General features: G+C 54.9%; 25 protein-coding genes and 1 tRNA gene. 17 read left to right on the top strand and 9 right to left on the bottom strand.

What is annotated here, in order from left to right; translation table 11 throughout:
* Window positions 1–231 precede the first annotated feature (231 nt).
* From SIK69_RS11640 to mtr, 12 genes are all read left to right on the top strand, one after another.
* Window positions 232–308, top strand: a tRNA-Met gene (locus SIK69_RS11640).
* Between the two features lie 198 nt (window positions 309–506).
* Complete coding sequence (gene rimP / locus SIK69_RS11635; protein ID WP_319627384.1) at window positions 507–959, top strand: ribosome maturation factor RimP; 453 nt, start codon at window positions 507–509, stop codon at window positions 957–959.
* Between the two features lie 27 nt (window positions 960–986).
* Window positions 987–2474 carry a transcription termination factor NusA gene (gene nusA, locus SIK69_RS11630; RefSeq protein ID WP_319627383.1) on the top strand — a complete coding sequence of 496 codons (1488 nt, stop codon included), beginning with the start codon at window positions 987–989 and terminating at the stop codon, window positions 2472–2474.
* A gap of 24 nt (window positions 2475–2498) precedes the next feature.
* Window positions 2499–5186, top strand: coding sequence for a translation initiation factor IF-2 (gene infB / locus SIK69_RS11625; RefSeq protein WP_319627382.1), 2688 nt, complete (start codon window positions 2499–2501; stop codon window positions 5184–5186).
* A gap of 150 nt (window positions 5187–5336) precedes the next feature.
* Window positions 5337–5738, top strand: a complete 402-nt coding sequence (gene rbfA / locus SIK69_RS11620) for a 30S ribosome-binding factor RbfA (RefSeq protein WP_319627381.1) — start codon at window positions 5337–5339, stop codon at window positions 5736–5738.
* Entirely contained in the window at window positions 5738–6682 is a 945-nt protein-coding gene (gene truB, locus SIK69_RS11615; RefSeq protein WP_319786146.1) for a tRNA pseudouridine(55) synthase TruB, read from the top strand. The genes rbfA and truB overlap by 1 nt, the downstream gene beginning before the upstream one ends.
* Before the next feature lie 146 nt (window positions 6683–6828).
* On the top strand, window positions 6829–7098 hold the full coding sequence (gene rpsO / locus SIK69_RS11610) for a 30S ribosomal protein S15 (protein ID WP_312625433.1): 270 nt from the start codon (window positions 6829–6831) through the stop codon (window positions 7096–7098).
* A 247-nt stretch (window positions 7099–7345) separates the two neighbouring features.
* Window positions 7346–9481 carry a polyribonucleotide nucleotidyltransferase gene (pnp, locus tag SIK69_RS11605; protein ID WP_319627379.1) on the top strand — a complete coding sequence of 712 codons (2136 nt, stop codon included), beginning with the start codon at window positions 7346–7348 and terminating at the stop codon, window positions 9479–9481.
* Between the two features lie 107 nt (window positions 9482–9588).
* Entirely contained in the window at window positions 9589–10473 is an 885-nt protein-coding gene (gene nlpI / locus SIK69_RS11600; RefSeq protein ID WP_319627378.1) for a lipoprotein NlpI, read from the top strand.
* Between the two features lie 106 nt (window positions 10474–10579).
* Window positions 10580–10657, top strand: a complete 78-nt coding sequence (gene yrbN, locus SIK69_RS11595; RefSeq protein WP_110510645.1) for a protein YrbN — start codon at window positions 10580–10582, stop codon at window positions 10655–10657.
* Window positions 10650–12605 (top strand): DEAD/DEAH family ATP-dependent RNA helicase, encoded by a 1956-nt coding sequence (locus SIK69_RS11590; protein WP_319786145.1) that lies wholly within the window; start codon window positions 10650–10652, stop codon window positions 12603–12605. Before yrbN ends, SIK69_RS11590 begins: the two co-directional genes overlap by 8 nt.
* A 154-nt stretch (window positions 12606–12759) precedes the next feature.
* Entirely contained in the window at window positions 12760–14004 is a 1245-nt protein-coding gene (gene mtr / locus SIK69_RS11585) for a tryptophan permease (protein WP_319627376.1), read from the top strand.
* A 98-nt stretch (window positions 14005–14102) separates the two neighbouring features.
* Here mtr and SIK69_RS11580 read toward each other — a convergent pair whose 3' ends face one another.
* The 3 genes from SIK69_RS11580 to ubiU all read right to left on the bottom strand — a co-directional run bounded on the left by SIK69_RS11580 (window position 14103) and on the right by ubiU (window position 17135).
* Entirely contained in the window at window positions 14103–15110 is a 1008-nt protein-coding gene (locus SIK69_RS11580; protein ID WP_319627375.1) for a luciferase-like monooxygenase, read from the bottom strand.
* Between the two features lie 142 nt (window positions 15111–15252).
* Complete coding sequence (locus SIK69_RS11575; RefSeq protein WP_445582683.1) at window positions 15253–16131, bottom strand: U32 family peptidase; 879 nt, start codon at window positions 16129–16131, stop codon at window positions 15253–15255.
* 8 nt (window positions 16132–16139) lie between these two features.
* Complete coding sequence (gene ubiU / locus SIK69_RS11570) at window positions 16140–17135, bottom strand: ubiquinone anaerobic biosynthesis protein UbiU (protein WP_319786143.1); 996 nt, start codon at window positions 17133–17135, stop codon at window positions 16140–16142.
* A 218-nt stretch (window positions 17136–17353) separates the two neighbouring features.
* Here ubiU and ubiT point away from each other — a divergent pair, with 218 nt between their 5' ends.
* Window positions 17354–17878, top strand: coding sequence for a ubiquinone anaerobic biosynthesis accessory factor UbiT (ubiT, locus tag SIK69_RS11565; RefSeq protein ID WP_319627372.1), 525 nt, complete (start codon window positions 17354–17356; stop codon window positions 17876–17878).
* On the top strand, window positions 17872–18375 hold the full coding sequence (locus SIK69_RS11560) for a GNAT family N-acetyltransferase (RefSeq protein WP_319627371.1): 504 nt from the start codon (window positions 17872–17874) through the stop codon (window positions 18373–18375). The genes ubiT and SIK69_RS11560 overlap by 7 nt, the downstream gene beginning before the upstream one ends.
* Here the strand turns inward: SIK69_RS11560 and SIK69_RS11555 are convergent.
* Window positions 18362–18646 (bottom strand): GIY-YIG nuclease family protein, encoded by a 285-nt coding sequence (locus SIK69_RS11555; protein WP_374941375.1) that lies wholly within the window; start codon window positions 18644–18646, stop codon window positions 18362–18364. The genes SIK69_RS11560 and SIK69_RS11555 overlap by 14 nt on opposite strands.
* Before the next feature lie 52 nt (window positions 18647–18698).
* Here SIK69_RS11555 and SIK69_RS11550 point away from each other — a divergent pair, with 52 nt between their 5' ends.
* The gene (locus SIK69_RS11550) at window positions 18699–19142 is read left to right on the top strand and encodes a YhbP family protein (RefSeq protein ID WP_319786141.1); all 444 of its coding nucleotides are present in this window, start codon (window positions 18699–18701) and stop codon (window positions 19140–19142) included.
* On the opposite strand, the gene SIK69_RS11545 is transcribed toward SIK69_RS11550, so the two are convergent.
* Window positions 19122–19640, bottom strand: a complete 519-nt coding sequence (locus SIK69_RS11545; protein WP_319786140.1) for a type 1 glutamine amidotransferase domain-containing protein — start codon at window positions 19638–19640, stop codon at window positions 19122–19124. The genes SIK69_RS11550 and SIK69_RS11545 overlap by 21 nt on opposite strands.
* A 126-nt stretch (window positions 19641–19766) precedes the next feature.
* On the opposite strand from SIK69_RS11545, the gene SIK69_RS11540 reads away from it, so the two are divergent.
* Window positions 19767–20414, top strand: a complete 648-nt coding sequence (locus SIK69_RS11540) for an NAD(P)H-binding protein (RefSeq protein ID WP_319786139.1) — start codon at window positions 19767–19769, stop codon at window positions 20412–20414.
* A 39-nt stretch (window positions 20415–20453) separates the two neighbouring features.
* The gene (locus SIK69_RS11535) at window positions 20454–21500 is read left to right on the top strand and encodes a permease (RefSeq protein ID WP_319786138.1); all 1047 of its coding nucleotides are present in this window, start codon (window positions 20454–20456) and stop codon (window positions 21498–21500) included.
* 32 nt (window positions 21501–21532) lie between these two features.
* On the opposite strand, the gene dolP is transcribed toward SIK69_RS11535, so the two are convergent.
* Genes dolP through SIK69_RS11515 form a run of 4 tightly spaced genes read right to left on the bottom strand, consistent with a single transcriptional unit; the run spans window position 21533 to window position 25190 of the window.
* The gene (gene dolP, locus SIK69_RS11530; protein ID WP_319627365.1) at window positions 21533–22108 is read right to left on the bottom strand and encodes a division/outer membrane stress-associated lipid-binding lipoprotein; all 576 of its coding nucleotides are present in this window, start codon (window positions 22106–22108) and stop codon (window positions 21533–21535) included.
* A 9-nt stretch (window positions 22109–22117) separates the two neighbouring features.
* A complete protein-coding gene (gene diaA, locus SIK69_RS11525) occupies window positions 22118–22708 on the bottom strand; it encodes a DnaA initiator-associating protein DiaA (RefSeq protein WP_110510535.1) in 591 nt (196 codons plus the stop codon).
* 26 nt (window positions 22709–22734) lie between these two features.
* The gene (locus tag SIK69_RS11520; RefSeq protein ID WP_319786137.1) at window positions 22735–23124 is read right to left on the bottom strand and encodes a YraN family protein; all 390 of its coding nucleotides are present in this window, start codon (window positions 23122–23124) and stop codon (window positions 22735–22737) included.
* The gene (locus tag SIK69_RS11515) at window positions 23082–25190 is read right to left on the bottom strand and encodes a penicillin-binding protein activator (RefSeq protein ID WP_319786136.1); all 2109 of its coding nucleotides are present in this window, start codon (window positions 25188–25190) and stop codon (window positions 23082–23084) included. The genes SIK69_RS11520 and SIK69_RS11515 overlap by 43 nt, the downstream gene beginning before the upstream one ends.
* Between the last annotated feature and the right edge of the window lie 47 nt (window positions 25191–25237).

Genomic DNA, 25237 nt, shown 5'->3' with positions numbered 1-25237 from the left:
GGAACAGGAAGTGATTCATGCGTTTTAGCGTAAAAAATCCCTGTGCAGGAAAGTAACAATATGCATAACAGCAGGTTTTTTATGCCATGGCAATTATGAAGATGAATGGGTTGACATAACCGATGAAATTTCAATATACTACAGGCCGGTTTTACGTCCCGTCCTCGGTACCAAATCCCAGCAGTATTTGCGTTTTTTACTCCGTTTGAGTAAAATATGCCACGTTTCAGGCGCGGGGTGGAGCAGCCTGGTAGCTCGTCGGGCTCATAACCCGAAGGTCGTCGGTTCAAATCCGGCCCCCGCAACCACTTTCCCTTTGAGTTTTTTTTCAAATATACTCTTCGTAATCGTCGCTGGATTTGAAAGAATTCTCACGGAAAGTACTCCAGACCGCATTTGCGGTTATAGGGTTCAGTTATCTAAAGCCCCGATTTATCGGGGTTTTTTGTTATCTGACTAAAGAATAACTGGGCTTTACGCCCTTTTTTTATGTCTTGGGGGTGGGCTTGTCCACATTAGAACAGAAATTAACAGAGATGCTTACGGCGCCGGTTGAGGCACTAGGCTTCGAGCTGGTCGGCATCGAATTCGTTCGCGGTCGCACATCTACGCTGCGCATCTATATTGATAGTGAGAATGGCATCAATGTTGATGATTGTGCTGATGTGAGCCACCAGGTCAGTGCCGTCATGGATGTCGAAGACCCCATTACCGTCGCTTACAACCTGGAAGTTTCCTCGCCAGGACTCGACCGTCCTATGTTCACCGCTGAACATTACACGCGTTTCCTCGGTGAAGAGGTCACGCTGGTCCTGCGCATGGCGGTTCAGAACCGTCGTAAGTGGCAGGGCGTTATCAAAGCGGTAGACGGTGAGATGATCACTGTTACAGTCGAAGGCAAAGATGAAGTGTTCGCGCTGAGTAACATCCAGAAGGCGAACCTGGTTCCCCACTTTTAACAGTCTGGATTGAGGTGAAAGGCCCCGATGAACAAAGAAATTTTGGCTGTTGTTGAAGCCGTTTCCAATGAAAAATCGCTGCCGCGCGAGAAGATTTTCGAAGCGTTGGAAAGTGCTCTGGCAACGGCTACAAAGAAAAAATACGAACAAGAAATCGACGTTCGCGTTAGCATCGACCGTAAAAGTGGTGACTTTGACACTTTCCGTCGTTGGGTAGTGGTCGAAGAAGTGACGATGCCGACCCGTGAAATCACGCTGGAAGCAGCTCGCTACGAAGATGAAAGCATGAACGTGGGCGATTTCGTTGAAGACCAGATTGAATCTGTGACCTTCGACCGTATCACCACTCAAACTGCGAAGCAGGTTATCGTACAGAAAGTCCGCGAAGCGGAACGTGCGATGGTTGTTGATCAGTTCCGTGAACACGAAGGTGAAATCATCACCGGCGTGGTGAAGAAAGTGAACCGCGACAACATCTCTCTGGATCTGGGCAGCAATGCTGAAGCCGTGATCCTGCGTGAAGATATGCTGCCGCGCGAAAACTTCCGTCCGGGCGATCGTATTCGTGGCGTACTTTATTCTGTACGTCCTGAAGCGCGCGGTGCGCAGTTGTTCGTCACCCGTTCTAAGCCTGAGATGCTGATCGAACTGTTCCGCATCGAAGTGCCGGAAATCGGTGAAGAAGTTATCGAAATTAAAGCCGCAGCCCGCGATCCGGGTTCCCGTGCGAAAATCGCGGTGAAAACCAACGACAAACGTATCGACCCGGTCGGTGCATGTGTCGGTATGCGTGGCGCGCGCGTTCAGGCTGTCTCGACAGAACTGGGCGGTGAGCGTATTGATATCGTACTGTGGGATGACAACCCGGCACAGTTCGTGATTAACGCGATGGCTCCGGCCGATGTGGCATCTATCGTTGTTGACGAAGACAAACATACGATGGATATCGCAGTAGAAGCGGGCAACCTGGCGCAGGCCATTGGTCGTAATGGACAGAACGTGCGTCTGGCGTCTCAGCTGAGCGGCTGGGATCTCAACGTGATGACCGTTGACGACCTGCAGGCTAAGCATCAGGCTGAAGCACACGCGGCTATCGATACCTTCACCAAATATCTCGATATTGATGAAGACTTCGCGACCGTGCTGGTAGAAGAAGGTTTCTCCAGCCTGGAAGAACTGGCCTACGTGCCAATGAAAGAACTGCTGGAAATTGACGGCCTGGATGAACAGACCGTTGAAGCACTTCGTGAACGTGCGAAAAACGCACTGACTACGCTGGCGCTGGCTCAGGAAGAAAGCCTCGGTGATAAAAAACCGGCTGACGATCTGCTGAACCTTGAAGGTCTCGATCGTGCAATGGCATTTAAGCTGGCTGCCCGCGGTGTTTGTACGCTGGAAGATCTCGCCGATCAGGGCATTGATGACCTGTCTGATATCGAAGGTTTAACCGACGAGAAAGCGGGTGAGCTCATCATGGCCGCACGTAATATTTGCTGGTTCGGCGACGAAGCGTAATAAACTGTAGCAGGAAGGAACAGCATGACAACAGATGTAACCGTAAAAACGCTGGCCGCAGAGATTCAGACTTCCGTGGACCGCCTGGTACAGCAATTCGCTGATGCAGGTATCCCGAAGCAAGCTGATGACTCTGTAACCGCACAAGAAAAACAGACTTTGTTAGCGCACCTGAACCGTGAACACGGTTCGACGCCAGACAAGCTGACGCTGCAGCGCAAAACTCGCAGTACTCTGAGCGTTCAGGGTACCGGCGGTAAAAGTAAATCGGTGCAGATTGAAGTCCGCAAAACGCGTACCTTTGTAAAACGTGACCCGCAGGAAGCTGAACGTCTGGCGGAAGAAGAAGCGAAGCGTGAAGCGGAAGAACAAGCCCGCCGTGAGGCTGAAGAAACAGCCAAGCGTGAGGCACAGGCAAAAGCTGAACGTGAGGCCGCAGAAAAAGCTAAACGTGAATCCGCTGATAAAGCGAAACGTGAAGTTGCGGAAAAAGACAAAGTGAGCAATCAACAGACAGACGATATGACAAAAACCGCCCAGGCTGAGAAAGCCCGCCGTGAAGCAGAAGCCGCAGAGCTGAAGCGTAAAGCGGAAGAAGAAGCGCGCCGCAAGCTCGAAGAAGAAGCCCGTCGCGTTGCGGAAGAAGCCCGCCGCATGGCCGAAGAAAACGAGAAAAACGGTGTGAATACCGCCGCTGAACCGACTGAAGACACCAGCGACTATCACGTGACCACCTCTCAGCATGCTCGTCAGGCTGAAGATGAAAACGATCGTGAAAGCGAAGGCGGTCGTAGCCGTGGTCGCAATACCAAAGCTGCGCGTCCTAAGAAAGCCAACAAACATGCTGAATCTAAAGCCGACCGCGAAGAAGCTCGTGCTTCCATTCGTGGCGGTAAAGGTGGCAAGCGTAAAGGTTCTTCCCTGCAGCAGGGCTTCCAGAAGCCAGCTCAGGCTGTTAACCGTGACGTTATCATCGGTGAGACCATCACCGTTGGCGATCTGGCAAACAAAATGGCCGTTAAAGGTTCTCAGGTCATCAAAGCAATGATGAAACTGGGCGCAATGGCGACCATCAACCAGGTCATCGACCAGGAAACCGCACAGCTGGTTGCCGAAGAGATGGGCCACAAAGTTATCCTGCGTCGTGAAAACGAGCTGGAAGAAGCAGTAATGAGCGACCGTGACACTGGCGCAGCGGCTGAACCGCGTGCACCGGTTGTGACCATCATGGGTCACGTTGACCACGGTAAAACCTCTCTGCTCGACTACATTCGTTCTACTAAAGTGGCATCCGGCGAAGCGGGTGGTATTACCCAGCATATCGGTGCTTACCACGTAGAAACTGACAACGGCATGATCACCTTCCTGGATACCCCGGGCCACGCCGCGTTTACCTCAATGCGTGCTCGTGGTGCGCAGGCGACGGATATCGTGGTACTGGTTGTTGCCGCAGACGATGGCGTGATGCCGCAGACTATCGAAGCTATCCAGCACGCGAAAGCGGCGCAGGTGCCAGTGGTCGTTGCAGTGAACAAAATCGATAAGATGGAAGCCGATCCGGATCGCGTGAAGCAGGAACTGTCCCAGTACGGCATCATGCCGGAAGAGTGGGGCGGCGAAAGCCAGTTCATCCACGTATCTGCGAAAGCCGGTACCGGTATTGATGAGCTGCTCGACGCTATTCTGCTGCAGGCTGAAGTTCTGGAGCTGAAAGCCGTCCGTAACGGTATGGCGAGCGGTGCAGTTATCGAATCCTTCCTGGATAAAGGACGTGGTCCGGTTGCAACCGTGCTGGTTCGTGAAGGTACCCTGAACAAGGGCGATATCGTCCTGTGTGGCTTCGAATACGGTCGCGTTCGTGCGATGCGTAACGAACTGGGTCAGGAAGTAATGGAAGCAGGTCCGTCCATTCCGGTTGAGATCCTCGGCCTGTCTGGTGTACCGGCTGCCGGTGACGAAGTTACGGTTGTTCGTGACGAGAAGAAAGCGCGTGAAGTTGCGCTGTATCGTCAGGGCAAATTCCGTGAAGTTAAGCTGGCTCGTCAGCAGAAATCTAAGCTGGAAAACATGTTCGCCAACATGACCGAAGGCGAAGTTCACGAAGTGAACGTCGTTCTGAAGGCCGACGTACAGGGTTCTGTAGAAGCAATCTCCGATTCTCTGCTGAAACTCTCTACCGACGAAGTGAAGGTGAAGATCATCGGTTCTGGCGTAGGTGGTATCACCGAAACCGACGCGACCCTGGCTGCTGCATCCAACGCGATTCTGGTTGGCTTCAACGTACGTGCTGACGCATCTGCGCGCCGTGTCATCGAAGCTGAAAGCCTGGATCTGCGTTACTACTCCGTCATCTATAACCTGATCGACGAAGTGAAAGCAGCGATGAGCGGCAAGCTGTCACCAGAACTGAAACAGCAGATCATCGGTCTGGCTGAAGTTCGTGACGTGTTCAAATCGCCTAAATTTGGTGCCATCGCAGGTTGTATGGTTACCGAGGGTGTGGTCAAACGTCACAACCCAATCCGCGTTCTGCGCGACAACGTGGTTATCTATGAAGGTGAGCTGGAATCCCTGCGCCGCTTCAAAGATGATGCCAACGAAGTCCGTAACGGTATGGAATGTGGTATCGGCGTTAAGAACTACAACGACGTCCGCGTCGGCGATATGATCGAAGTGTTCGAGATCATCGAGATTCAACGCAGCATCGACTAATCGTTGAAATGCCCGGTGGCACTGCGTTTACCGGGCCTACGGTTCAGTGGATTATGCGATCTCGTAGGCCGGGTTAGCGAAGCGCCACCCGGCAATCATTCTAAAAAGGGGCTTATGGCCCCTTTTTTGTCTTTATCTGGAGAATTTATTATGGCGAAAGAATTTGGTCGCCCACAGCGCGTATCCCAGGAGATGCAGAAAGAGATTGCTATCATCCTGCAGCGCGAAATTAAAGATCCGCGTTTGGGTCTGATGACTACCGTTTCCGGGGTTGAAGTCTCCCGTGACCTGGCCTACGCCAAAGTATTCGTCACCTTCCTGAACGACAAAGATGAAGCTGCTGTGAAAGCGGGCATCCGTGCGTTGCAGGATGCTTCCGGCTTTATCCGTACGCTGTTGGGCAAAGCCATGCGTCTGCGTATCGTGCCGGAACTCACCTTCTTCTACGATAACTCGCTGGTTGAGGGCATGCGTATGTCCAACCTCGTGACCAACGTGGTGAAGCATGACGAAGAACGTCGTGTGAACCCGGATGACAGCAAGGAGGACTGATGAGTCGTCCTCGTCGTCGTGGTCGCGATATTCACGGTGTGCTGCTGCTGGATAAGCCACAGGGCGCGTCCAGTAATGACGTACTGCAAAAGGTAAAGCGTCTCTATAACGCGAACCGCGCAGGGCATACCGGCGCGCTGGATCCGTTGGCGACAGGCATGTTGCCCGTCTGTCTCGGTGAAGCCACCAAATTTTCGCAGTATTTGCTCGATTCCGATAAACGCTATCGGGTGATTGCGAAGCTCGGCCAGCGTACCGATACGTCTGATGCCGATGGTCAGGTGGTGGAAGAGCGTCCAATGGCGTTTACCGCCACTGAACTGGCCGCCGCGCTGGAGAGTTTCCGCGGTGACACCCTGCAGGTGCCGTCGATGTACTCGGCGTTGAAATACCAGGGTAAGAAGCTGTACGAGTACGCTCGCCAGGGCATTGAAGTAACACGCGAAGCGCGTCCGATCACCGTCTACGAGCTGCTGTTCATTCGTCATGAAGGCGATGAGCTTGAGCTGGAAATTCACTGCTCGAAAGGCACCTACATCCGGACAATCATTGATGACCTCGGTGAGAAGTTGGGCTGTGGGGCGCATGTCATCATGCTACGTCGTCTGGCGGTAAGCCGCTATCCGGTCGAAAAAATGGTCACGCTGGAGCACTTACAGACGTTGGTTGCTCAGGCAGAAGCTCAGAATATTCCGGCGGCACAGCTGCTGGATCCGCTGTTGATGCCAATGGATAGCCCGGCGGCAGATTTCCCGCTGGTAAACCTGCCGCTAACCTCGTCGGTGTACTTTAAAAACGGTAATCCGGTGCGTTCAGCAGGTGTTCAGGTCACGGGCCTGGTGCGTGTGACCGAAGGCGATGAAGGCAAATTCATCGGTATGGGCGAGATTGATGACGAAGGCCGCGTTGCGCCGCGTCGTCTGGTCGTCGAGTATCCGCAATAATCGCCTGTCTTGCGATAACAGGTCGCTACAGGTAGAATATTGCCGCTTAACGTCCGAATAAAGGTTCGCCTGCTTGAGGCCGTTAATCCTGGGGTCGCTGAATTAGAGATCGGCACCCTTTTTACTTTTTAAATCTGGAGTTTAAAATGTCTCTAAGCGTTGAAGCTAAAGCAAAAATCGTTTCCGAGTTTGGTCGTGGTTCTAACGACAGCGGTTCTACCGAAGTTCAGGTTGCACTGCTGACTGCTCAGATCAACCACCTGCAGGGTCACTTCTCTGAGCACAAAAAAGATCACCACAGCCGTCGTGGTCTGCTGCGCATGGTTTCTCAGCGTCGTAAACTGCTCGACTACCTGAAACGTAAAGATGTAGCACGCTACACCGCGCTGATCGAGCGTCTGGGTCTGCGTCGCTAATTCTGGCGAGTTTCAGAAAGAGGGGCCTTTAGGGCCCCTTTTTTCAACCAGATGGCAGCAATTAACATGAAACTCATGTATTGTTTGTATTGCTGAAACAAATGATCTTCATTGCAGCGTTTCGCGCGGCTAATGAGAGACTTAACCGTAGGTTAGGATTGTCATTAGTCGCGAGGATGCAAGAGGATCGGTTCTCTAAACGGTACATCCAATGGTGTCCCGTTACTCATCAAGAAAGGATATTATTTTGCTGAATCCGATCGTTCGTAAATTCCAGTATGGCCAGCACACGGTCACTCTGGAAACCGGCATGATGGCACGTCAGGCGACGGCTGCTGTTATGGTTAGCATGGATGACACCGCGGTATTCGTTACCGTTGTAGGTCAGAAAAAAGCGAAACCAGGCCAGGACTTCTTCCCGCTGACCGTTAACTACCAGGAGCGTACTTACGCTGCCGGTAAAATCCCGGGTGGTTTCTTCCGTCGTGAAGGCCGTCCAAGCGAAGGCGAAACCCTGATCGCGCGTCTGATTGACCGCCCGGTTCGTCCGCTGTTCCCGGAAGGCTTCGTCAACGAAGTCCAGGTTATCGCGACCGTTGTGTCCGTAAACCCACAGGTTAACCCAGATATCGTGGCGATGATCGGTGCATCCGCAGCGCTGTCCCTGTCTGGTATTCCATTCAACGGCCCAATCGGTTCGGCTCGCGTCGGTTACATCAATGACCAGTACGTACTGAACCCAACCCAGGAAGAGCTGAAAACCAGCAAACTGGACCTGGTTGTTGCCGGTACCGAAGCTGCGGTCCTGATGGTTGAATCCGAAGCAGAACTGCTGAGCGAAGACCAGATGCTGGGCGCGGTGGTATTTGGCCACGAGCAGCAGCAGGTTGTTATCCAGAACATCAACGACCTGGTGAAAGAAGCCGGTAAACCACGTTGGGATTGGCAGCCAGAAGCCGTCAACGAAGCGCTGCACGCGCGCGTTGCTGAGCTGGCACAGTCTCGTCTGAGCGATGCTTACCGCATTACCGACAAGCAGGAACGTTACGCGCAGATTGATGCTATCAAATCTGACGTTATCGCGACCCTGATTGCCGAAGACGACACCCTGGACGCTAACGACCTGGGCGACATCCTGCACGGTATCGAGAAAACCGCTGTACGTAGCCGCGTACTGGCAGGCGAACCGCGTATCGATGGTCGTGAGAAAGACATGATCCGTGGTCTGGACGTGCGCACCGGCGTACTGCCACGTACTCACGGTTCCGCACTGTTCACCCGTGGTGAAACTCAGGCGCTGGTAACGGCGACTCTGGGTACCGCACGTGACGCACAGAACATCGACGAGCTGATGGGCGATCGCACCGACAGCTTCCTGTTCCACTACAACTTCCCTCCGTACTCCGTGGGCGAAACCGGTATGGTTGGCTCACCGAAGCGTCGTGAAATTGGTCATGGCCGTCTGGCGAAGCGTGGCGTGCTGGCAGTGATGCCTACCACCGACGAATTCCCGTACACCGTTCGTGTGGTTTCTGAAATCACCGAATCTAACGGTTCTTCTTCCATGGCTTCCGTATGTGGTGCTTCTCTGGCACTGATGGATGCAGGCGTACCGATTAAATCTGCAGTAGCAGGTATCGCGATGGGTCTGGTGAAAGAAGGCGAGAACTTCGTGGTTCTGTCCGACATTCTCGGCGACGAAGATCACTTGGGCGATATGGACTTCAAAGTTGCGGGTTCCCGCGAAGGTATCTCTGCACTGCAGATGGATATCAAAATTGAAGGCATCACCAAAGAAATCATGCAGGTTGCTCTGAACCAGGCCAAAGGTGCGCGTCTGCACATTCTGGGCGTGATGGAACAGGCTATCAACGCACCGCGTGGTGACATCTCTGAATTCGCACCGCGTATTCACACCATCAAGATCAGCCCGGACAAGATCAAAGACGTTATCGGTAAAGGTGGTTCTGTTATCCGTGCGCTGACCGAAGAAACCGGCACCACCATCGAAATCGAAGATGACGGTACCGTGAAAATCGCAGCGACCGACGGTGACAAAGCGCAGTACGCTATTCGCCGTATCGAAGAGATCACCGCTGAAATCGAAGTGGGCCGCATCTACAACGGTAAAGTCACTCGTATCGTAGACTTCGGTGCATTCGTTGCTATCGGTGGCGGTAAAGAAGGTCTGGTCCACATTTCTCAGATTGCCGACAAGCGTGTTGAGAAAGTGACTGACTATCTGCAGATGGGTCAGGAAGTACCGGTTAAAGTTCTGGAAGTTGATCGCCAGGGCCGCGTACGTCTGAGCATTAAAGAAGCGACTGAGCAGACTCAGCCAGCCGCCGCGCCAGAAGCGCCGGCAGCGGAACAGGGCGAGTAAGGTTGCCATTAGCCCTCCGCTTTTACGGAGGGCGCATTCCGGGCAGGACGCTTGTTAGCAGCCGGGGAACAGGACGTTCATCCAATTGTTGTCTTCGGGAGTGGGAAATGAAGCCTTTTTTGCGCTGGTGTTTCGTTGCGACAGCACTCACGCTGGCAGGATGCAGTAATTCTGCCTGGCGCAAGAGTGAAGTCCTGGCGGTGCCATTGCAACCGACTTTACAGCAAGAAGTGATTCTGGCACGTATGGAACAAATTCTTGCCAGTCGGGCTTTAACCGATGATGAACGCGCACAGCTTTTATATGAGCGCGGAGTGTTGTATGATAGTCTCGGTTTGAGAGCATTAGCGCGTAACGATTTCTCGCAAGCGTTGGCAATCAGACCCGATATGCCTGAAGTATTCAATTACTTAGGCATTTATTTAACGCAGGCAGGCAATTTTGATGCTGCCTATGAAGCGTTTGATTCTGTACTTGAGCTTGATCCAACTTACAATTACGCATATCTGAACCGCGGCATCGCGCTTTATTACGGTGGTCGCGCAAAGTTAGCGCAAGATGATCTGCTGGCGTTTTATCAAGACGATCCCAATGATCCTTTCCGTAGTCTGTGGCTTTATATCGTTGAGCGGAAGCTCGATGAGAAGCAGGCTGTCGTAGCACTCAAGCAGCGCTATGAAAAATCGGACAAAGAGCAATGGGGATGGAACATTGTCGAGTTCTACCTCGGTGACATTAGCGAAGCAACGCTGATGGAAAGACTGAAGGCAGACGCAACGGATAACACCTCGCTCGCTGAGCATCTCAGTGAAACAAACTTCTATTTAGGTAAGTACTACCTAAGTCTGGGGGACAAGGACAGCGCTACGGCACTGTTCAAACTGGCGGTTGCTAACAACGTTCATAACTTTGTTGAGCACCGATACGCATTGTTGGAATTAGCGCTCTTGGGCCAGGAGCAAGACGACCTGGCAGAATCGGACCAGCAATAGCTGACGAACAACTCAGCCCATAATCTTTTTTGATTGCCATCATCTTTACGGGTGAGGGCTTTATTGTTCGTTAATTCACCAAATTTGAGCCGGTTCACACTTTTCAATGAAAATTGCAGGTCAATTTCACGATGAGTTATGTAGACTGGCCGCCATCTACGAGGCACGTGTACTACATGACTGATACCATCGAGACTACTACTATCGAAACTACTTTTTCTGATCTGGGGCTGAACGTCTCCATCCTTAAAGCCCTGAACGATCTGGGTTACGAAAAACCTTCTCCAATCCAGGCAGAGTGTATCCCACATCTGCTCGGTGGCCGTGACGTACTGGGTATGGCCCAGACCGGTAGCGGCAAAACTGCAGCGTTCTCTTTACCGCTGCTGCATAACCTTGATCCAGAGCTGAAAGCACCACAGATTCTGGTGCTGGCACCGACCCGCGAACTGGCGGTTCAGGTTGCTGAAGCCATGACGGATTTCTCTAAACACATGCACGGCGTAAACGTGGTTGCCCTTTACGGTGGCCAGCGTTATGACGTACAGCTGCGCGCCCTGCGTCAGGGTCCACAAATTGTCGTGGGTACCCCGGGCCGTCTGCTCGATCACTTAAAACGTGGCACGCTGAACCTGTCCAGCCTGAAAGGTCTGGTCCTGGATGAAGCGGATGAAATGCTGCGTATGGGCTTCATCGAAGACGTTGAAACCATTATGGCGCAGATCCCAGAAGGTCATCAGACCGCGCTGTTCTCTGCGACCATGCCAGAAGCGATTCGTCGTATTACCCGTCGCTTCATGAAAGAACCACAGGAAGTCCGCATTCAGTCAAGCGTGACGACCCGTCCTGACATCAGCCAGAGCTACTGGACTGTATGGGGCATGCGTAAAAACGAAGCACTGGTTCGTTTCCTGGAAGCGGAAGATTTTGATGCGGCGATTATCTTCGTACGTACCAAAAACGCGACTCTGGAAGTGGCTGAAGCGCTGGAACAAAGCGGCTATAACAGCGCAGCGCTGAACGGCGACATGAACCAGTCCCTGCGTGAGCAGACTCTGGATCGTCTGAAAGATGGTCGTCTGGACATCCTGATTGCTACCGACGTTGCGGCCCGTGGCCTGGACGTTGAGCGTATTAGTCTGGTTGTTAACTACGACATCCCGATGGATTCAGAATCCTACGTTCACCGTATTGGCCGTACCGGTCGTGCGGGTCGTGCGGGTCGTGCGCTGCTGTTCGTTGAGAACCGCGAGCGTCGTCTGCTGCGCAACATCGAACGCACTATGAAGCTGACCATTCCAGAAGTTGAACTGCCAACCCGTGAACTGCTGAGTGAGCGTCGTCTGGCTAAGTTCTCCGCTAAAATCCAGCAGCAGCTGGAAAGCAGCGACCTGGACATCTACCGCGGCCTGCTGGCAAAAATTCAGCCTTCTGCTGAAGAAGAGCTGGATATGGAAACCCTGGCTGCAGCACTGTTGAAAATGGCTCAGGGCGAACGTCCACTGATTCTGCCACCAGATGCACCGATGCGTCCTAAGCGTGAGTTCCGCGATCGTGACGAGCGTTTCGACCGCAATGACCGTGCACCTCGCGGTGACCGTAACGACCGTGGCCCACGTGGCGACCGTCCAGAGCGCAGCGGCGAAGACCGTCCACGTCGCGAACGCCGTGACGTTGGTGATATGCAGCTGTACCGCATTGAAGTGGGCCGTGATGATGGCGTTGAAGTTCGTCACATCGTTGGCGCTATCGCTAACGAAGGCGACATCAGCAGCCGTTACATCGGTAACATCAAGCTGTTCGGTACCCACTCGACTATCGAGCTGCCGAAAGGTATGCCGGGCGAAGTGCTTCAGCACTTCACTCGTACCCGCATCCTGAACAAACCGATGAACATGCAGCTGGTCGGTGATGCCGTGCCGCACACCGGTGGTGGCGAGCGTCGTGGCGGCCCTGCTGGTGGTCGTGGTGGTTTCGGCGAGCGTCGTGAAGGCGGTCGTAGCGAAGGTCGTCGTTTCAGCGGCGAACGTCGTGAAGGTGGTGCAGGCCGTTTCAGCGGTGAGCGTCGCGAAGGTGGCCGTGCGCCGCGTCGTGATGATGCGCCAGTACGTCGTCGTCCTACCGAAGCGTAATTGCCGAGTTTAAAACTACGGTTATGTACGTAAAGTAAACGATACAGCCCCGGTATTTATTATCGGGGCTTTTTTTATTTCAATTGTACTCGTGTACTGGTACAGTGCTGCGCATTAACACGGATATGAATTCTTTTTCTGGAGAGCAGGCGCTATGGCGACATTGACCACCACAGCAACCCGGCCGTCATTGATTGGCGGAGTGGTGATTATCGGCGGAACGATTATCGGGGCGGGAATGTTCTCGCTGCCAGTGGTAATGTCCGGGGCGTGGTTCTTCTGGTCGCTGGCGGCGCTGGTGTTTACCTGGTTCTGTATGCTGCATTCCGGGCTGATGATCCTTGAGGCGAACCTCAACTACCGGATTGGTTCCAGTTTTGACACTATCACCAAAGATTTACTGGGCAAGCGCTGGAATATCATTAACGGACTGTCGATTGCCTTCGTACTCTACATTCTGACCTACGCCTATATCTCGGCGAGCGGGTCAATTCTGCATCACACCTTCAGCGAAATGTCCCTGAACGTGCCCCCGCGTCTGGCGGGACTGGGCTTCGCGTTGCTGGTAGCGTTTGTGGTATGGCTCAGCACCAAAGCGGTCAGCCGCATGACGGCTATCGTGCTGGGGGCGAAGGTCATCACCTTCTTCCTGACGTTTGGCAGCCTGCTCGGGCATGTGGGATCCCCAACGTTGTTTAACGTGGCTGAACAACACGCGACGTACCTGCCGTATTTACTGATGACGCTGCCATTCTGTCTGGCGTCGTTTGGCTATCACGGCAACGTGCCGAGCCTGATGAAATACTACGGTAAAGATCCGCGCACCATCGTGAAGTGCCTGGTCTACGGCACGTTGCTGGCGCTGGGTCTGTACGTTATCTGGTTGTTGGGCACGATGGGCAATATTCCACGTCCCGAATTTGTCGGGATCGCGCAGAAGGGCGGGAACATTGATGTGCTGGTGCAGGCGTTAAGCGGGGTGTTGAACAGCCGTAGTCTCGATCTTCTGCTGGTAGTGTTCTCAAACTTTGCGGTGGCGAGCTCTTTCCTTGGCGTAACGTTGGGCCTGTTCGATTACCTGGCCGATCTGTTTAAGTTCGATGATGCGCCGCTCGGGCGTTTTAAAACTGCGCTGCTGACGTTTGTGCCGCCGGTGGTGGGGGGCTTACTGTGGCCAAACGGTTTCCTGTATGCAATTGGTTATGCTGGCCTGGCAGCCACGATCTGGGCGGCGATTGTTCCGGCGCTGCTGGCACGTAAGTCTCGCAAACGCTTTGGCAGCCCGCAGTTCCGCGTCTGGGGTGGCAAACCGATGATTGCCCTGATCCTGATATTCGGGGTGGGTAACGCGGTGGTGCATTTCCTGTCGAGCTTTAATGTATTGCCGGTGTATCAGTAATCGTTTATGCCCGGCAGTCCACACAATGCTGGCCGGGCCTACGTGGCAATAAATCGGTAGGCCGGGCAAACGAAATGCCGGCGGGCAACAAACAAAAATTACCCCAACAGTTCCTCTTTCACCTGCATCGCTAAATCAAACGAATGCAGGCGTGCCTGATGATCAAAGATCTGCCCGTTAACCATGATTTCGTCAGCCTGCGTTTCACGTAGCACCGATTCCAGCCCATGACGGACTTTCGCTTTGTCACCCACCAGAGACATGCCCAGCGCCTGATCGACCCCGTATTTTTCCGACGGAGACCAGAAGTGGTCCATATTCTCAATCGGCGGCGGCAGCTGCCCGGTTTCGCCCCGGCGCAGTTTGGCGAATGCCTGTTGCATTGAGGTGAACAGAAACTCCGCGTCGCGGTTGCTGTCGGCGGCAATGATGTTGATGCACACCATCGCGTGCGGTTTGGCCAGACGCTCCGACGGCTTGAACTGGGTGCGATACAGTTGCAGTGCCTGGAACAGCATATCCGGTGCGAAGTGTGAGGCAAATGCGAACGGCAGGCCTAACTGCGCAGCTAACTGAGCGCTGTACAGGCTTGAACCCAGCAGCCATACCGGGATTTTCTCTCCGTAGCCCGGCACAGGACGTACCTGCGGATTCGGGTCACGCGCATCGAACCAGTCAACCAACTCCGCCACGTCGCGCGGGAAATTATCGATATCCCCGCCCATATGACGGCGCAGGGCACGCATCGTCGGCTGATCGCTACCCGGCGCACGGCCCAACCCCAAATCGATACGGCCAGGGTAAAGCGTATTGAGGGTGCCGAACTGCTCAGCAATGACCAGCGGGGAGTGATTCGGTAACATCACTCCACCGGAACCGAGGTGCAGGGTAGTGGTATTGGCCGCGAGATAGCCAATCAGCACCGACGTTGCGGCGCTGGCAATGCCGGTCATGTTGTGGTGCTCGGCCAGCCAATAGCGATGATAGCCACGCTTCTCTGCGAGGCGGGCGAGATCGAGCGAATGAGAAAAGGCCTCTTTGGCTGAGGAACCTTGAGGGATCGGGGCCAGGTCCAGCACCGAGAAAGCAATATTTTTGTCAGTCATAACGGCTCACTTTGCTACAGCATCGTCATCAGATTGAAGGTCTTCTTCCAGTCTGGCGCAGGATATTCGCGCCAGCCAGAAAAGCTGCAACTTTCATAGTGCATGACAAAGGGATAACTGCTGTTAACAAAGTGAGCTTTTTTTAAGCCTGCAGCTCAAGCCCGGCCAGACGTTTCCAGTAGCCGTTGCAATCGCTATGCGCTTCGAGCGTGAGCGGCGCAGTCCCGTTTTCATTCGCCCGGAAGGCATCAATCATCGCAAAGGTTTCTGTGCCCAGCGGCGACAGGCGCACGATATCAACCAGGCCCGCCATAGACTGAAGCTCGTTGCCAAGGTTGTAAACGTAGCCGCTCATGGTCTGGATGCCGTTGAGAACAAACACCTGCTGATTTTCCTGTGACAGCATGTTGCGCCCGTTCGGGTATTTAATGCAGCAGGTTTCGCATTCGTCTTTTGGTTTATCTTCCGAACGCGCGGTGAAGCAGCGAGCGGAGTAGGCCAGCGGCAGATGGCCGTAGCTCAGCACTTCCACTTCGAATTTATCGCGAATACCTAATTCTTCGCACTGATTCAGCAGATTTACCAGCCAGTCGCGGGAAAGTTCCACCGGCATACACCAACGCATCATGCCCTGTTTTTGCAGGAGGCGAAGCGTCACGGCGTTGTAGCAGTTCAGCGCGTGCCCGGCGACAAACGGTAATTTGCGATCGGCGCAGAGGTTCACCACGCCCAGATCGCTGGCTTCCAGCAGGAAATCCCCATTTTCAACATAGCGCTTCAGCTCGTTGAGTTCGGAAGAGGCCTGCACCAGCGCCAGCGTCGAAAGCACTACCTGCTTGCCGCTTCCGGCCAATGACTTCGCCATATCCAGCCAGTCGCCGACTTTAGTGGCGCGACGTTTACTGCACACGGCTTCACCGAGATAAATCACGTCGGCGCTGCTGTGGGCCGCCTGCTGATAAAAATCTTCCAGCGTCTCTTTTGACCAGTAGTAAAGCACTGGCCCTAATGAATATTTCATCACGTTCCTTACTGCCATTTACGGTGATACGCGCCAAGCGTGGTTTGGGTGCCTTCGGACATCGCGCCCAGCGTGTCCATCCATGCGGCCTGTGGCACGAAGTTCTGCGGATCCGCCATGCAGCGATCGATCGCCTGACGCCACACTTTCGCCACCTGGCTGACATACGCCGGGCTACGCTGGCGGCCTTCGATTTTTACCGAGGCAATATTTGCGGCGAGCAGTTCCGGTAGCAGTTCCAGGGTGTTCAGGCTGGTCGGCTCTTCGAGCACGTGGAAACGCTGGTCATCGACCAGATACCGCCCTTTACACAGCGTCGGATATCCGGCGTTTTCGCCGTCCTGATAACGGTCGATCAACACTTCATTCAGGCGCGACTCCAGTCCCTGCGGCGTTTGCTGCCAGCGCACGTATTTCGCCGGTGAACAGGCTCCTACCGTATTCGGCGATTCTCCCGTTAACCAGGAAGAGAGAAAACAGCGGCCTTCAGCCATAATGCACAGGCTGCCGAAAGCAAAAACTTCCAGTGGAACTGGCGTGGTGCGCGCCAGTTGCTTAACCTGATGAATAGAAAGTACGCGAGGCAGCACCACGCGCGCGACGTCAAAGTGACGATGATAGAAGCGAATGGCTTCTTCATTGGTCGCGGAGGCCTGCACGGAGACATGACGTTCAATGTGCGGGTAGCGCTCGGCGGCGTACTCCAGCATTGCGATGTCAGCGAGGATCAGCGCATCGGCACCGAGCTGAGCCGCCATATCCACCGCGCGTTGCCAGCGGGCGTAACCGTCCGGGTGAGCAAAAGTATTGATGGCGATATGTAGCTTACGGCGATGCTGATGAACAAAGCTGACCGCTTCCTGCAGTTTCTTTTCGGTGAAGTTAAGGCCGGCAAAGTGACGGGCGTTGGTGTCATCTTTCAGTCCGATGTATACCGCGTCGGCACCGTTTTCGATGGCCGCCTTAAGCGCCGGGAGGTTTCCGGCAGGACAGAGCAGCTCCATAATATTTCCTGAGGCAGCGACCCACAGGGCCGCGATTGTTAACGAACTGGGATTTTAGTTAACCCAACGTCGACAATTTTTGATTTGAGGCAGTTAAAAGCGCATTGAGCGTGCCAATAATGCGGCACAGCCTCTTACAGAATTGTTGATTTACGCCGCTATGTTGTTCAACGGATGTGGCAGAATAACCAGACTATTGCATTGAGGGAGTAAAGCTCGTGTTGGATAAACTGCGTTCACGCCTGGTACAGATGGGCCCGACTCTGATGAGCGTCCCGGTGAAAGTCGCGCCGTTCGCGTTAAAACGTCAGGTACTGGAACAGGTGCTAAGCTGGCAGTTCCGCCAGGCACTGGCGGAAGGAGAACTGGATTTTCTGCAAGGCCGCTGGTTAAGCATTGACGTGCGCGACATTGGCCTGCGTTGGTTCACTTCCGTCGAGAATGACCGCCTGATTGTCAGTGATTCCGCAGATGCCGATGTGAGCTTCAGCGCAGATGCCAGCGATTTACTGATGATTGCGGCTCGCAAGCAGGATCCGGATACGCTCTTTTTCCAGCGTCGTTTAGTGATCGAAGGCGACACGGAATTGGGGCTATACGTCAAAAACCTGATGGACGCCATTGAGCTTGAGCAGATGCCGAAAGCGCTGCGTATCATGCTGATGCAACTGGCGGACTTTGTTGAGGCCGGATTACAGAATCCGCCACAAACCAGACACACATCGGTAGGTGAGCCATGCTGATTCGAGTGGAGATTGGGATAGATGCGCCGGGGATTGATGCCCTGCTGCGCCGTTCGTTTGACAGCGAAGGCGAAGCGGATTTGGTGCACTCCCTGCGTGAAGACGGGCTGATTACCCTGGGCCTGGTCGCTACAGATGACGAAGGACAGGTGGTCGGCTATGTGGCCTTCAGCCCGGTTAGCGTCGAAGGCGAAGAGTTGCAGTGGGTCGGACTGGCCCCGCTGGCGGTGGATAAAGCCTGGCAGGGGCAGGGTATTGGCCGTCAGTTGGTGTATGAAGGGCTCGATTCACTCAATGAGTTCGGTTACGCCGCTGTGGTGACGCTGGGCGATCCGGCGCTGTACGGTAAACTGGGCTTCGAACCGGCTGCTCGCTTTGATTTACGCTGCCGCTGGCAGGGTACCGAGGCTGCATTCCAGGTGCGTCCGCTGGCCGATGATGCGCTCAATGGCGTGCATGGTCTGGTGGAATACTGCGACCATTTCAACCGTCTCTGAGGCCCGCTAACATCGCGTCAAATGACGCATCTCCGGCGACGAGGCGCTCTTTCTGGCGCTTCGTCAGCTGCTTGATTTGATATTCCAGTCGCAACGCAAGTGAGCGTTCACCAACTTCACGGGAAAATGCCAGCGTGAGCTCTCCCTTTCCCCGTAACGCCTTCGCCCCCTTCCCGCACTGATGCTGGCACAGACGACGCTCAACGTCGGTTGTAATGCCCGTATAAAGACGGTTATCAGGGCTTCGAATCATATAGACAAACCAGCACACGTTCCGGCTCCTGTGTTAAGGTGACCGCACCATAGCACGCGGGAGAGTAAAAATGGAGTCACTGGCCGCCATCAGTCGATGGCTGGAAAAACAGCACGTTGTCAGCTGGAGTGTGGCAAAAGAAGGCGAGCTGTGGGCCGCCTGCGCATTTTATCTCTACGACCGTGAAAACGTGGCCTTCTACCTGCTCACCGAAGAAACCACCCGCCATGCGCAAATGAGCGGTCCACGGGCCGTTGTTGCCGGCACGGTCAACGGGCAGCCGAAAACGGTAGCCCTGATCCGCGGGGTGCAGTTCCGGGGGCAAATACGGCGAATGGAAGAAAATGAGAGTGCGGCGATACGCGAACGCTACTATCGCCGCTTTCCGATGGCCAGAATGTTGCCGGCCCCCCTGTGGGAAATACGGATTGATGAACTGAAATTCACCGACAACACGCTGGGTTTTGGTAAGAAAATGATTTGGTTGCGAGAATCAGGCATCGAGCAGGCGTAACGCTTCGCGATTAAACGCCGGAAGGTCGTCCGGGGTCCGGCTGGTCACCAGTTGATCTTTATCCACCACCACTTCCTGATCGTAAAACTCACCGCCCGCATTTTTAACGTCTACCACTATCGGCTTCACGGCAGTCAGTTTGCGTCCGCGCAGGACATCGGCGCTAATTAACAACTGCGGGCCGTGGCAGATGGCGAACACCGGTTTACCGCTGTTGATAAAATCACGAGTAAAGGTAACGAAACGCTCGTCACCCCGCAGCTGGTCCGGGGAGTAGCCGCCGGGGAGCAGCAGGGCGTCAAATTCGGCAGGACTGACGTCATCAATGGCTTTATCGATAGCGACACGGGTCTCGCCTTTTTTGCCTTTGACCGTTTTGCCCGCCTGTTTTTCAATGGTAATCACCTGGTGGCCCGCTTTCTTAAATTCAGCGGCGGGAGAGGCAAACTCTGAATCTTCAAACTCGTCGGTTAACAAGACCGCTATTTTCTTGCTCATGGTTCCTCCGTGGTTCTGGCTTCAGAAAGGTAAATTCTCCAGAAAGGGTTAATACTCATTCAGACTATTAAGCCTGGTTCATTCTGGGGCAGTGATCACACGGAAAATTCTGTAAAGGAGACGCTAATGACACATGTACTGATTACCGGGGCAACTGGATTGGTTGGTGGGCACTTACTACGAATGATGGTTCAGGAGCCGCGCATCATCCATATTACCGCCGCTACCCGGCGTCCGTTGCAGGATATTCCCGCCAAGGTCAGCAATCCTTACGACCCGCAACTGACCGACGCGCTGGCGCAGGTGACAGCGCCTGTCGATATCGTTTTCTGCTGTCTTGGCACCACGCGGCGAGAGGCGGGCAGCAAAGAGGCGTTTGTGCATGCCGACTATACGTTGGTGGTGGATACCGCGCTCACCGGTCAGCGTCTCGGAGCCAGCCAGATGCTGGTAGTTAGCGCGATGGGAGCCAATGCCCGTTCGCCATTTTTCTATAATCGGGTGAAAGGCGAAATGGAAGAAGCGTTGATAGCCCAGCAGTGGCCCCGGCTGACGATTGCCCGTCCGTCGATGCTGCTGGGCGATCGTGAAAATCGCCGATTGAACGAGTCGCTGCTGGCACCACTGTTTGGTTTCTTACCGGGGAACTGGAAATCCATCGACGCACGTGACGTGGCGCGTGCGATGCTGAACGATGCGCTTGCCCCTGCGACACAGGGCGTAAACATCCTCTCCTCAGCAAAATTACGTGAAATGGCGGCGAGGCAGGCGTAACATCCTGCCTCACAACATTTTTCTTCTCCGGAGCCTGGTATGACTGGTCAGTCTTCCTCTCGGGCAGCAACCCCACTGACGTGGTGGAAACCTGCACTTTTCTTTCTCGTGGTTATCGTTGGTCTGTGGTACGTGAAGTGGCAGCCGTATTACGGCAAAGCGTTCACCGCGGCGGACACCCACAGCATCGGCAAATCCATTCTGGCGCAGGCGGCTGATAATCCGTGGCGGGCGGCGCTGGACTACGCGATGGTCTATTTTCTCGCGGTCTGGAAAGCCGCAGTGCTGGGGGTCCTGCTGGGATCGCTGATCCAGGTACTGATCCCCCGCGACTGGCTGCTGCGTACCCTTGGACAACCGCGCTTTCGCGGCACCCTGCTCGGCACCTTATTTTCACTGCCCGGCATGATGTGTACCTGCTGTGCGGCTCCGGTGGCGGCGGGTATGCGTCGCCAGCAGGTGTCGATGGGCGGCGCGCTGGCCTTCTGGTTGGGAAATCCCCTGTTAAACCCGGCCACGCTGGTATTCATGGGCTTTGTGCTCGGCTGGCAGTTCACACTGATTCGGCTGGTTGCGGGGTTAGCGACGGTGCTGCTGGTGGCGACGCTGGTGCAAAAATGGGTGCAAGAGCCCACCAGTACCCAGCCTGTTCCGGTGGATACGCCCGTTGATTCGAACGATTCCACGTTCTTTGCCCGTTGGGGGAAAACGCTGTGGACCCTGTTCTGGAACACGATCCCGGTGTATATCGTCGCGGTGCTGGTTCTCGGAGCCGCGCGCGTCTGGCTTTTCCCCCATGCCGATGGTGCTGTGGGCAACACGCTGTTTTGGGTGATCGCGATGGCGGTGGCGGGGGCATTATTTGTCATCCCGACTGCCGCAGAGATCCCGATTGTTCAGACCATGATGCTCGCAGGAATGGGAATGGCTCCTGGTCTGGCGCTGCTGATCACGCTCCCGGCGCTCAGCTTGCCGTCGCTGTTTATGCTGCGCAAAGCGTTTCCGGCTAAAGCGTTGTGGCTCTCAGGGGGATTAGTGGTGGTCTGTGGCGTGATAACCGGCGGAGTGGGTTTGTACGTTTTGTAGGCCCGGCAGGCTTGCGCCGCCGGGCAGGGCGCTTACTTGAGGAAGGTAAAGGCGGTGGTGACGTGTTTCACCCCGCTGACGCGGCTGGCGATATCCGCCGCGGCTTTGCCTTCACGTTCGGTCAGGGAGCCCATCAGGAACACTTCAGCGTTTTCGGTGGTGACTTTCACCGCAGAGGATTTCACCTGATCGCTACCCAGCAGCTGTGAGCGAACTTTGGTGGTTATCCAGGTATCGGAAGACGCGGTGCCCAGCCCAATCGGCTGGCCCTGACGGATTTCGTTAAACACTTCGGACGTGCCTTCGACACCCATTGCGATTTGTTTGGCCTGTGAAGCCAGTTCGGTAGACGGTGCCTGGCCGGTCAGCAGGACTTTACCTTGCCATGCCATGACGTTTACACGCGCTTCTTTCTTCAGTTGTTCATCTTTGTTCAGGGCGCTGTTCACACGCAGTTCAAGCGTGCTGTCATCGACTTGCGTACCCACGGTACGTGGATCGGTGGCCGCTTTGGTGCCGACCGCTGCGGTGCCGACAACGGCTGCCGCGACACATCCCTGAAGCAGCAGCGCGGAAATAAGGACCGCGAGGGGCGAAAATGCCTTCATGAGTACTCCTTAATCGTCCTGGTGTGGGAAAAGGGTGTTATCAATCAGATCGCATAAGCAGTTTACCGTCAGCATATGCATCTCCTGAATGCGTGCGCCACGGTGCGAGGGAATGCGGATTTCCACATCCTGAGGGCCCAACAGGCCAGCCAGCTCACCCCCGTCATAACCCGTCAGCGCCACAATGGTCATATCACGCGTAACGGCAGCTTCAACGGCTTTCACGATATCGCGGCTGTTTCCCCGGGTGGAGATAGCCAGCAGCACGTCGCCCGCATGACCCAGCGCACGGACCTGTTTGGCATACACTTCATCGTGCAAGCGATCGTTGGCAATCGCCGTTAAGACCACATTATCGGTATTAAGTGCAATCGCAGGTAAACCAGGGCGTTCTGTTTCAAAACGGTTGATCATGCAGGCAGCAAAATGCTGTGCGTTGGCGGCTGATGTGCCATTGCCACAACAGAGGATTTTGTTGCCGTTAAGTAAGGACTGCACCAGCGTCATGGCGGCCCGGGAAATAGCGTCCGGAAGCGCTTCTGCTGCTGCGATTTGGGTCTGAATGCTTTCCGTAAAGCAGGCTTTAATTCTGTCGAGCACGATTTCCCTTAAATTCTTGAGTGACGCTATTCGCCAAAGGCGTTTGTTAACCATTCTACCTGACTGCCGGTGAAGGCTACCACATCGAACCGGCAATCCGTAGTCTCAAAGCTCCCATTGTGGCGGGCAAGCCACAAGCGGGCGGTGTGTAATAATTTTACTTGTTTGCTGCGTGTCACACTGGCGGCTGCGCCACCGTAGCGTGCGGAGGTCCGGTAACGAACCTCAACAAATACCGTTACCGCACCCTCTTTCATGATCAGGTCGATTTCGCCGCTGCGCGTCGTGACGTTCGCGGCGATGAAACGCAGTCCTTTGCTTTCGAGCCAGCGACGCGCTTTTAGCTCCCACGCATCGCCGGTCTTTTTACGGCTTAGTTTGCTGCAACCATCTGTCCCTGCTGGTATTTGAGCCATGACAACTTCCTGTTGATCACACAATCCTGAGTGGCGGTCAGATCGCCGGTGTTGCCGTTCAGCTCAAAGCCCGGCACCTGACGCATTTGCGAGAAGTGATTTGCCAGCGTCCAGGCATCCACGCCCATGGCATACAGCCGTGCCAGCGAATAATCGTTACGCACCGCGCTCAGCGCCTGCTGCATCAGGGCCGGATTGCTGCCCGCCAGCATAGGGATTTCGCTGAACTGCAATCCGTCCATTTCGAGACGGAAATCCGGGCCTGCGGTACCCTGCGCACTGCGTGAACTTGCATAAAGGGTCGCGCCACTCTGACTGCCGTTGCGCATTGCAATCATCGGTTTGATGTAGGCTATCTCTTCCGGGGTGGCGACAATATAGGCGGCATCGACTTTACCGCCGCCGGAGATTTGCGCTTCGCTCGGCGGAGCCGGGATAGTCAGGCCGCCAATCGTGACGGCTTCCTGCTGCGGCAGGCTGGCGCTGATTGGACTACCGGTCAGGGCGATCCCGCCCCCGCCATTGACGTTACCACGCAACTCATTCACTGAGCCAAATTTCTGTTCCAGCACCACGCCGCCACCGAGTTTCTGCCACTCTTGCGCAAAGGCGTTCGCTACGCGGTCGCCGAACCCGTTACGCGGGATCAGCACCAGCGGAGCCTGCTTACCCTGATCGTGAATATGGTGCGCCGCATCGCGGGCCTCATCTTCCGGGGAGAGCGCGAAATAGCAGACGTTAGCTTTATTCTGCACGTTTTCTGGCTGGTTGAGCGCCAGCACGTTCAGGCTGGTGTTGCTCTTAACCAGTGACTCGACGTCCGGCTTCAGCAGAGGGCCCACGACCAGGGACACGCCGTCCTGCTGCGCCTGATTCAGGATTTGATCCAGAGGGGCAGCGGTGGTGTCGTAAACCTTTACGTTAGCCGATGGATTGGCGGGAACGGCGGCGACGGCGGGCTGAACAGCAGGGGCTGGAGTTGCCGTTTGCTGAGGTGCCGTAACAGGTGCAACTGTCTGCGTTGCCGCCGGTTCAGTCCCAGGAGCCGTAACCGGCTGGGCCTGCGTGCCGACAGCAGGCTGGCTGGTGGCGGTCAGGTCATTGATTTCAGCCTCAGACGGGCTAACGACAGTATTGTCCTGCACGGTTGCCGCCTGGGCGGTTTGTTCCGGCACAGCGCTGCCGCTTACCGCGCCTGCGCTGCCATTTTTCGCGGCTTCAAAGCCTTGCTGAATGGTGCGCCCGAAGACTGCGGCCTGGCCGTTCAACGGCAGGAGAAGGGCGATTTTTGCCGTGGACGCGGGTTTAAAGCTCTGCACGTTGACTAATTGGGTCGGCAGCATTTTCGCCCCTGGATTCTGCGGATAGCGCGTTTTCCAGTCCTGGATCCCGGCTTTCATCATGTCCGGATCGTTGCGGTTATCGAACCAGACACGTTGCAGATCCAGCCAGCCCTGTAAGACGTTTTCATCCGCGTTGATCACCAGCGCGTTGGCCTGATCTTTGGTCATGGAGGACAGCGCCTGCCAGGTGGCATCGATATTTTTCTGTTTATCTTGCGGCGCGGTCAGCAGCGGTTCCTGCGCAATCAGGGCACGCAGCAGCGGCAGCGACGGCTGGCCGTTCATCGCCACAATCACATCCTGCCAGTAACGGGCCTGCTGATTGCTATCAAGGTCGCCGACCTCAATGTTAGCGAGTAGCGCCTGCGCCCCGGCAAAATCTTTCTGCGACAGCTTGATTTCTACGTCCAGCAGCGACTGTTCCTTACGCTGAGAGACAGTCAAATCCTGCGGCAGTTGACCGTAGAGTTCCTGCGCCTGCTGGCTCTGGCCTTCTTTCAGCAGTGCACGAATGGCGAGTAATTGCCAGTTGGTCTTGCTATCATCTGAACTTTGCTGCATCTGCTGCAGGTAGTAACCGGAATCGGCCTGCGCGCTACCTTCGAGGTGCGCGACACTCTGGTCTGCGCTTTGCTGGGTGCCACAGCCGGCAAAAAGTAACGCAGCCAGCATAACAGGCAGACAGCGCGCGGCTTTAGAACGAAGAAATGTTGACGGTACCATACGTATCCAGTGATATTTTTTTAGCTCAATGCTCAATATTAAATCGG

This window comes from Scandinavium lactucae (assembly GCF_033843265.1).
Taxonomy (GTDB): Bacteria; Pseudomonadota; Gammaproteobacteria; order Enterobacterales; family Enterobacteriaceae; genus Scandinavium; species Scandinavium lactucae.
This window is presented reverse-complemented; position numbering and strand designations above follow the sequence as displayed.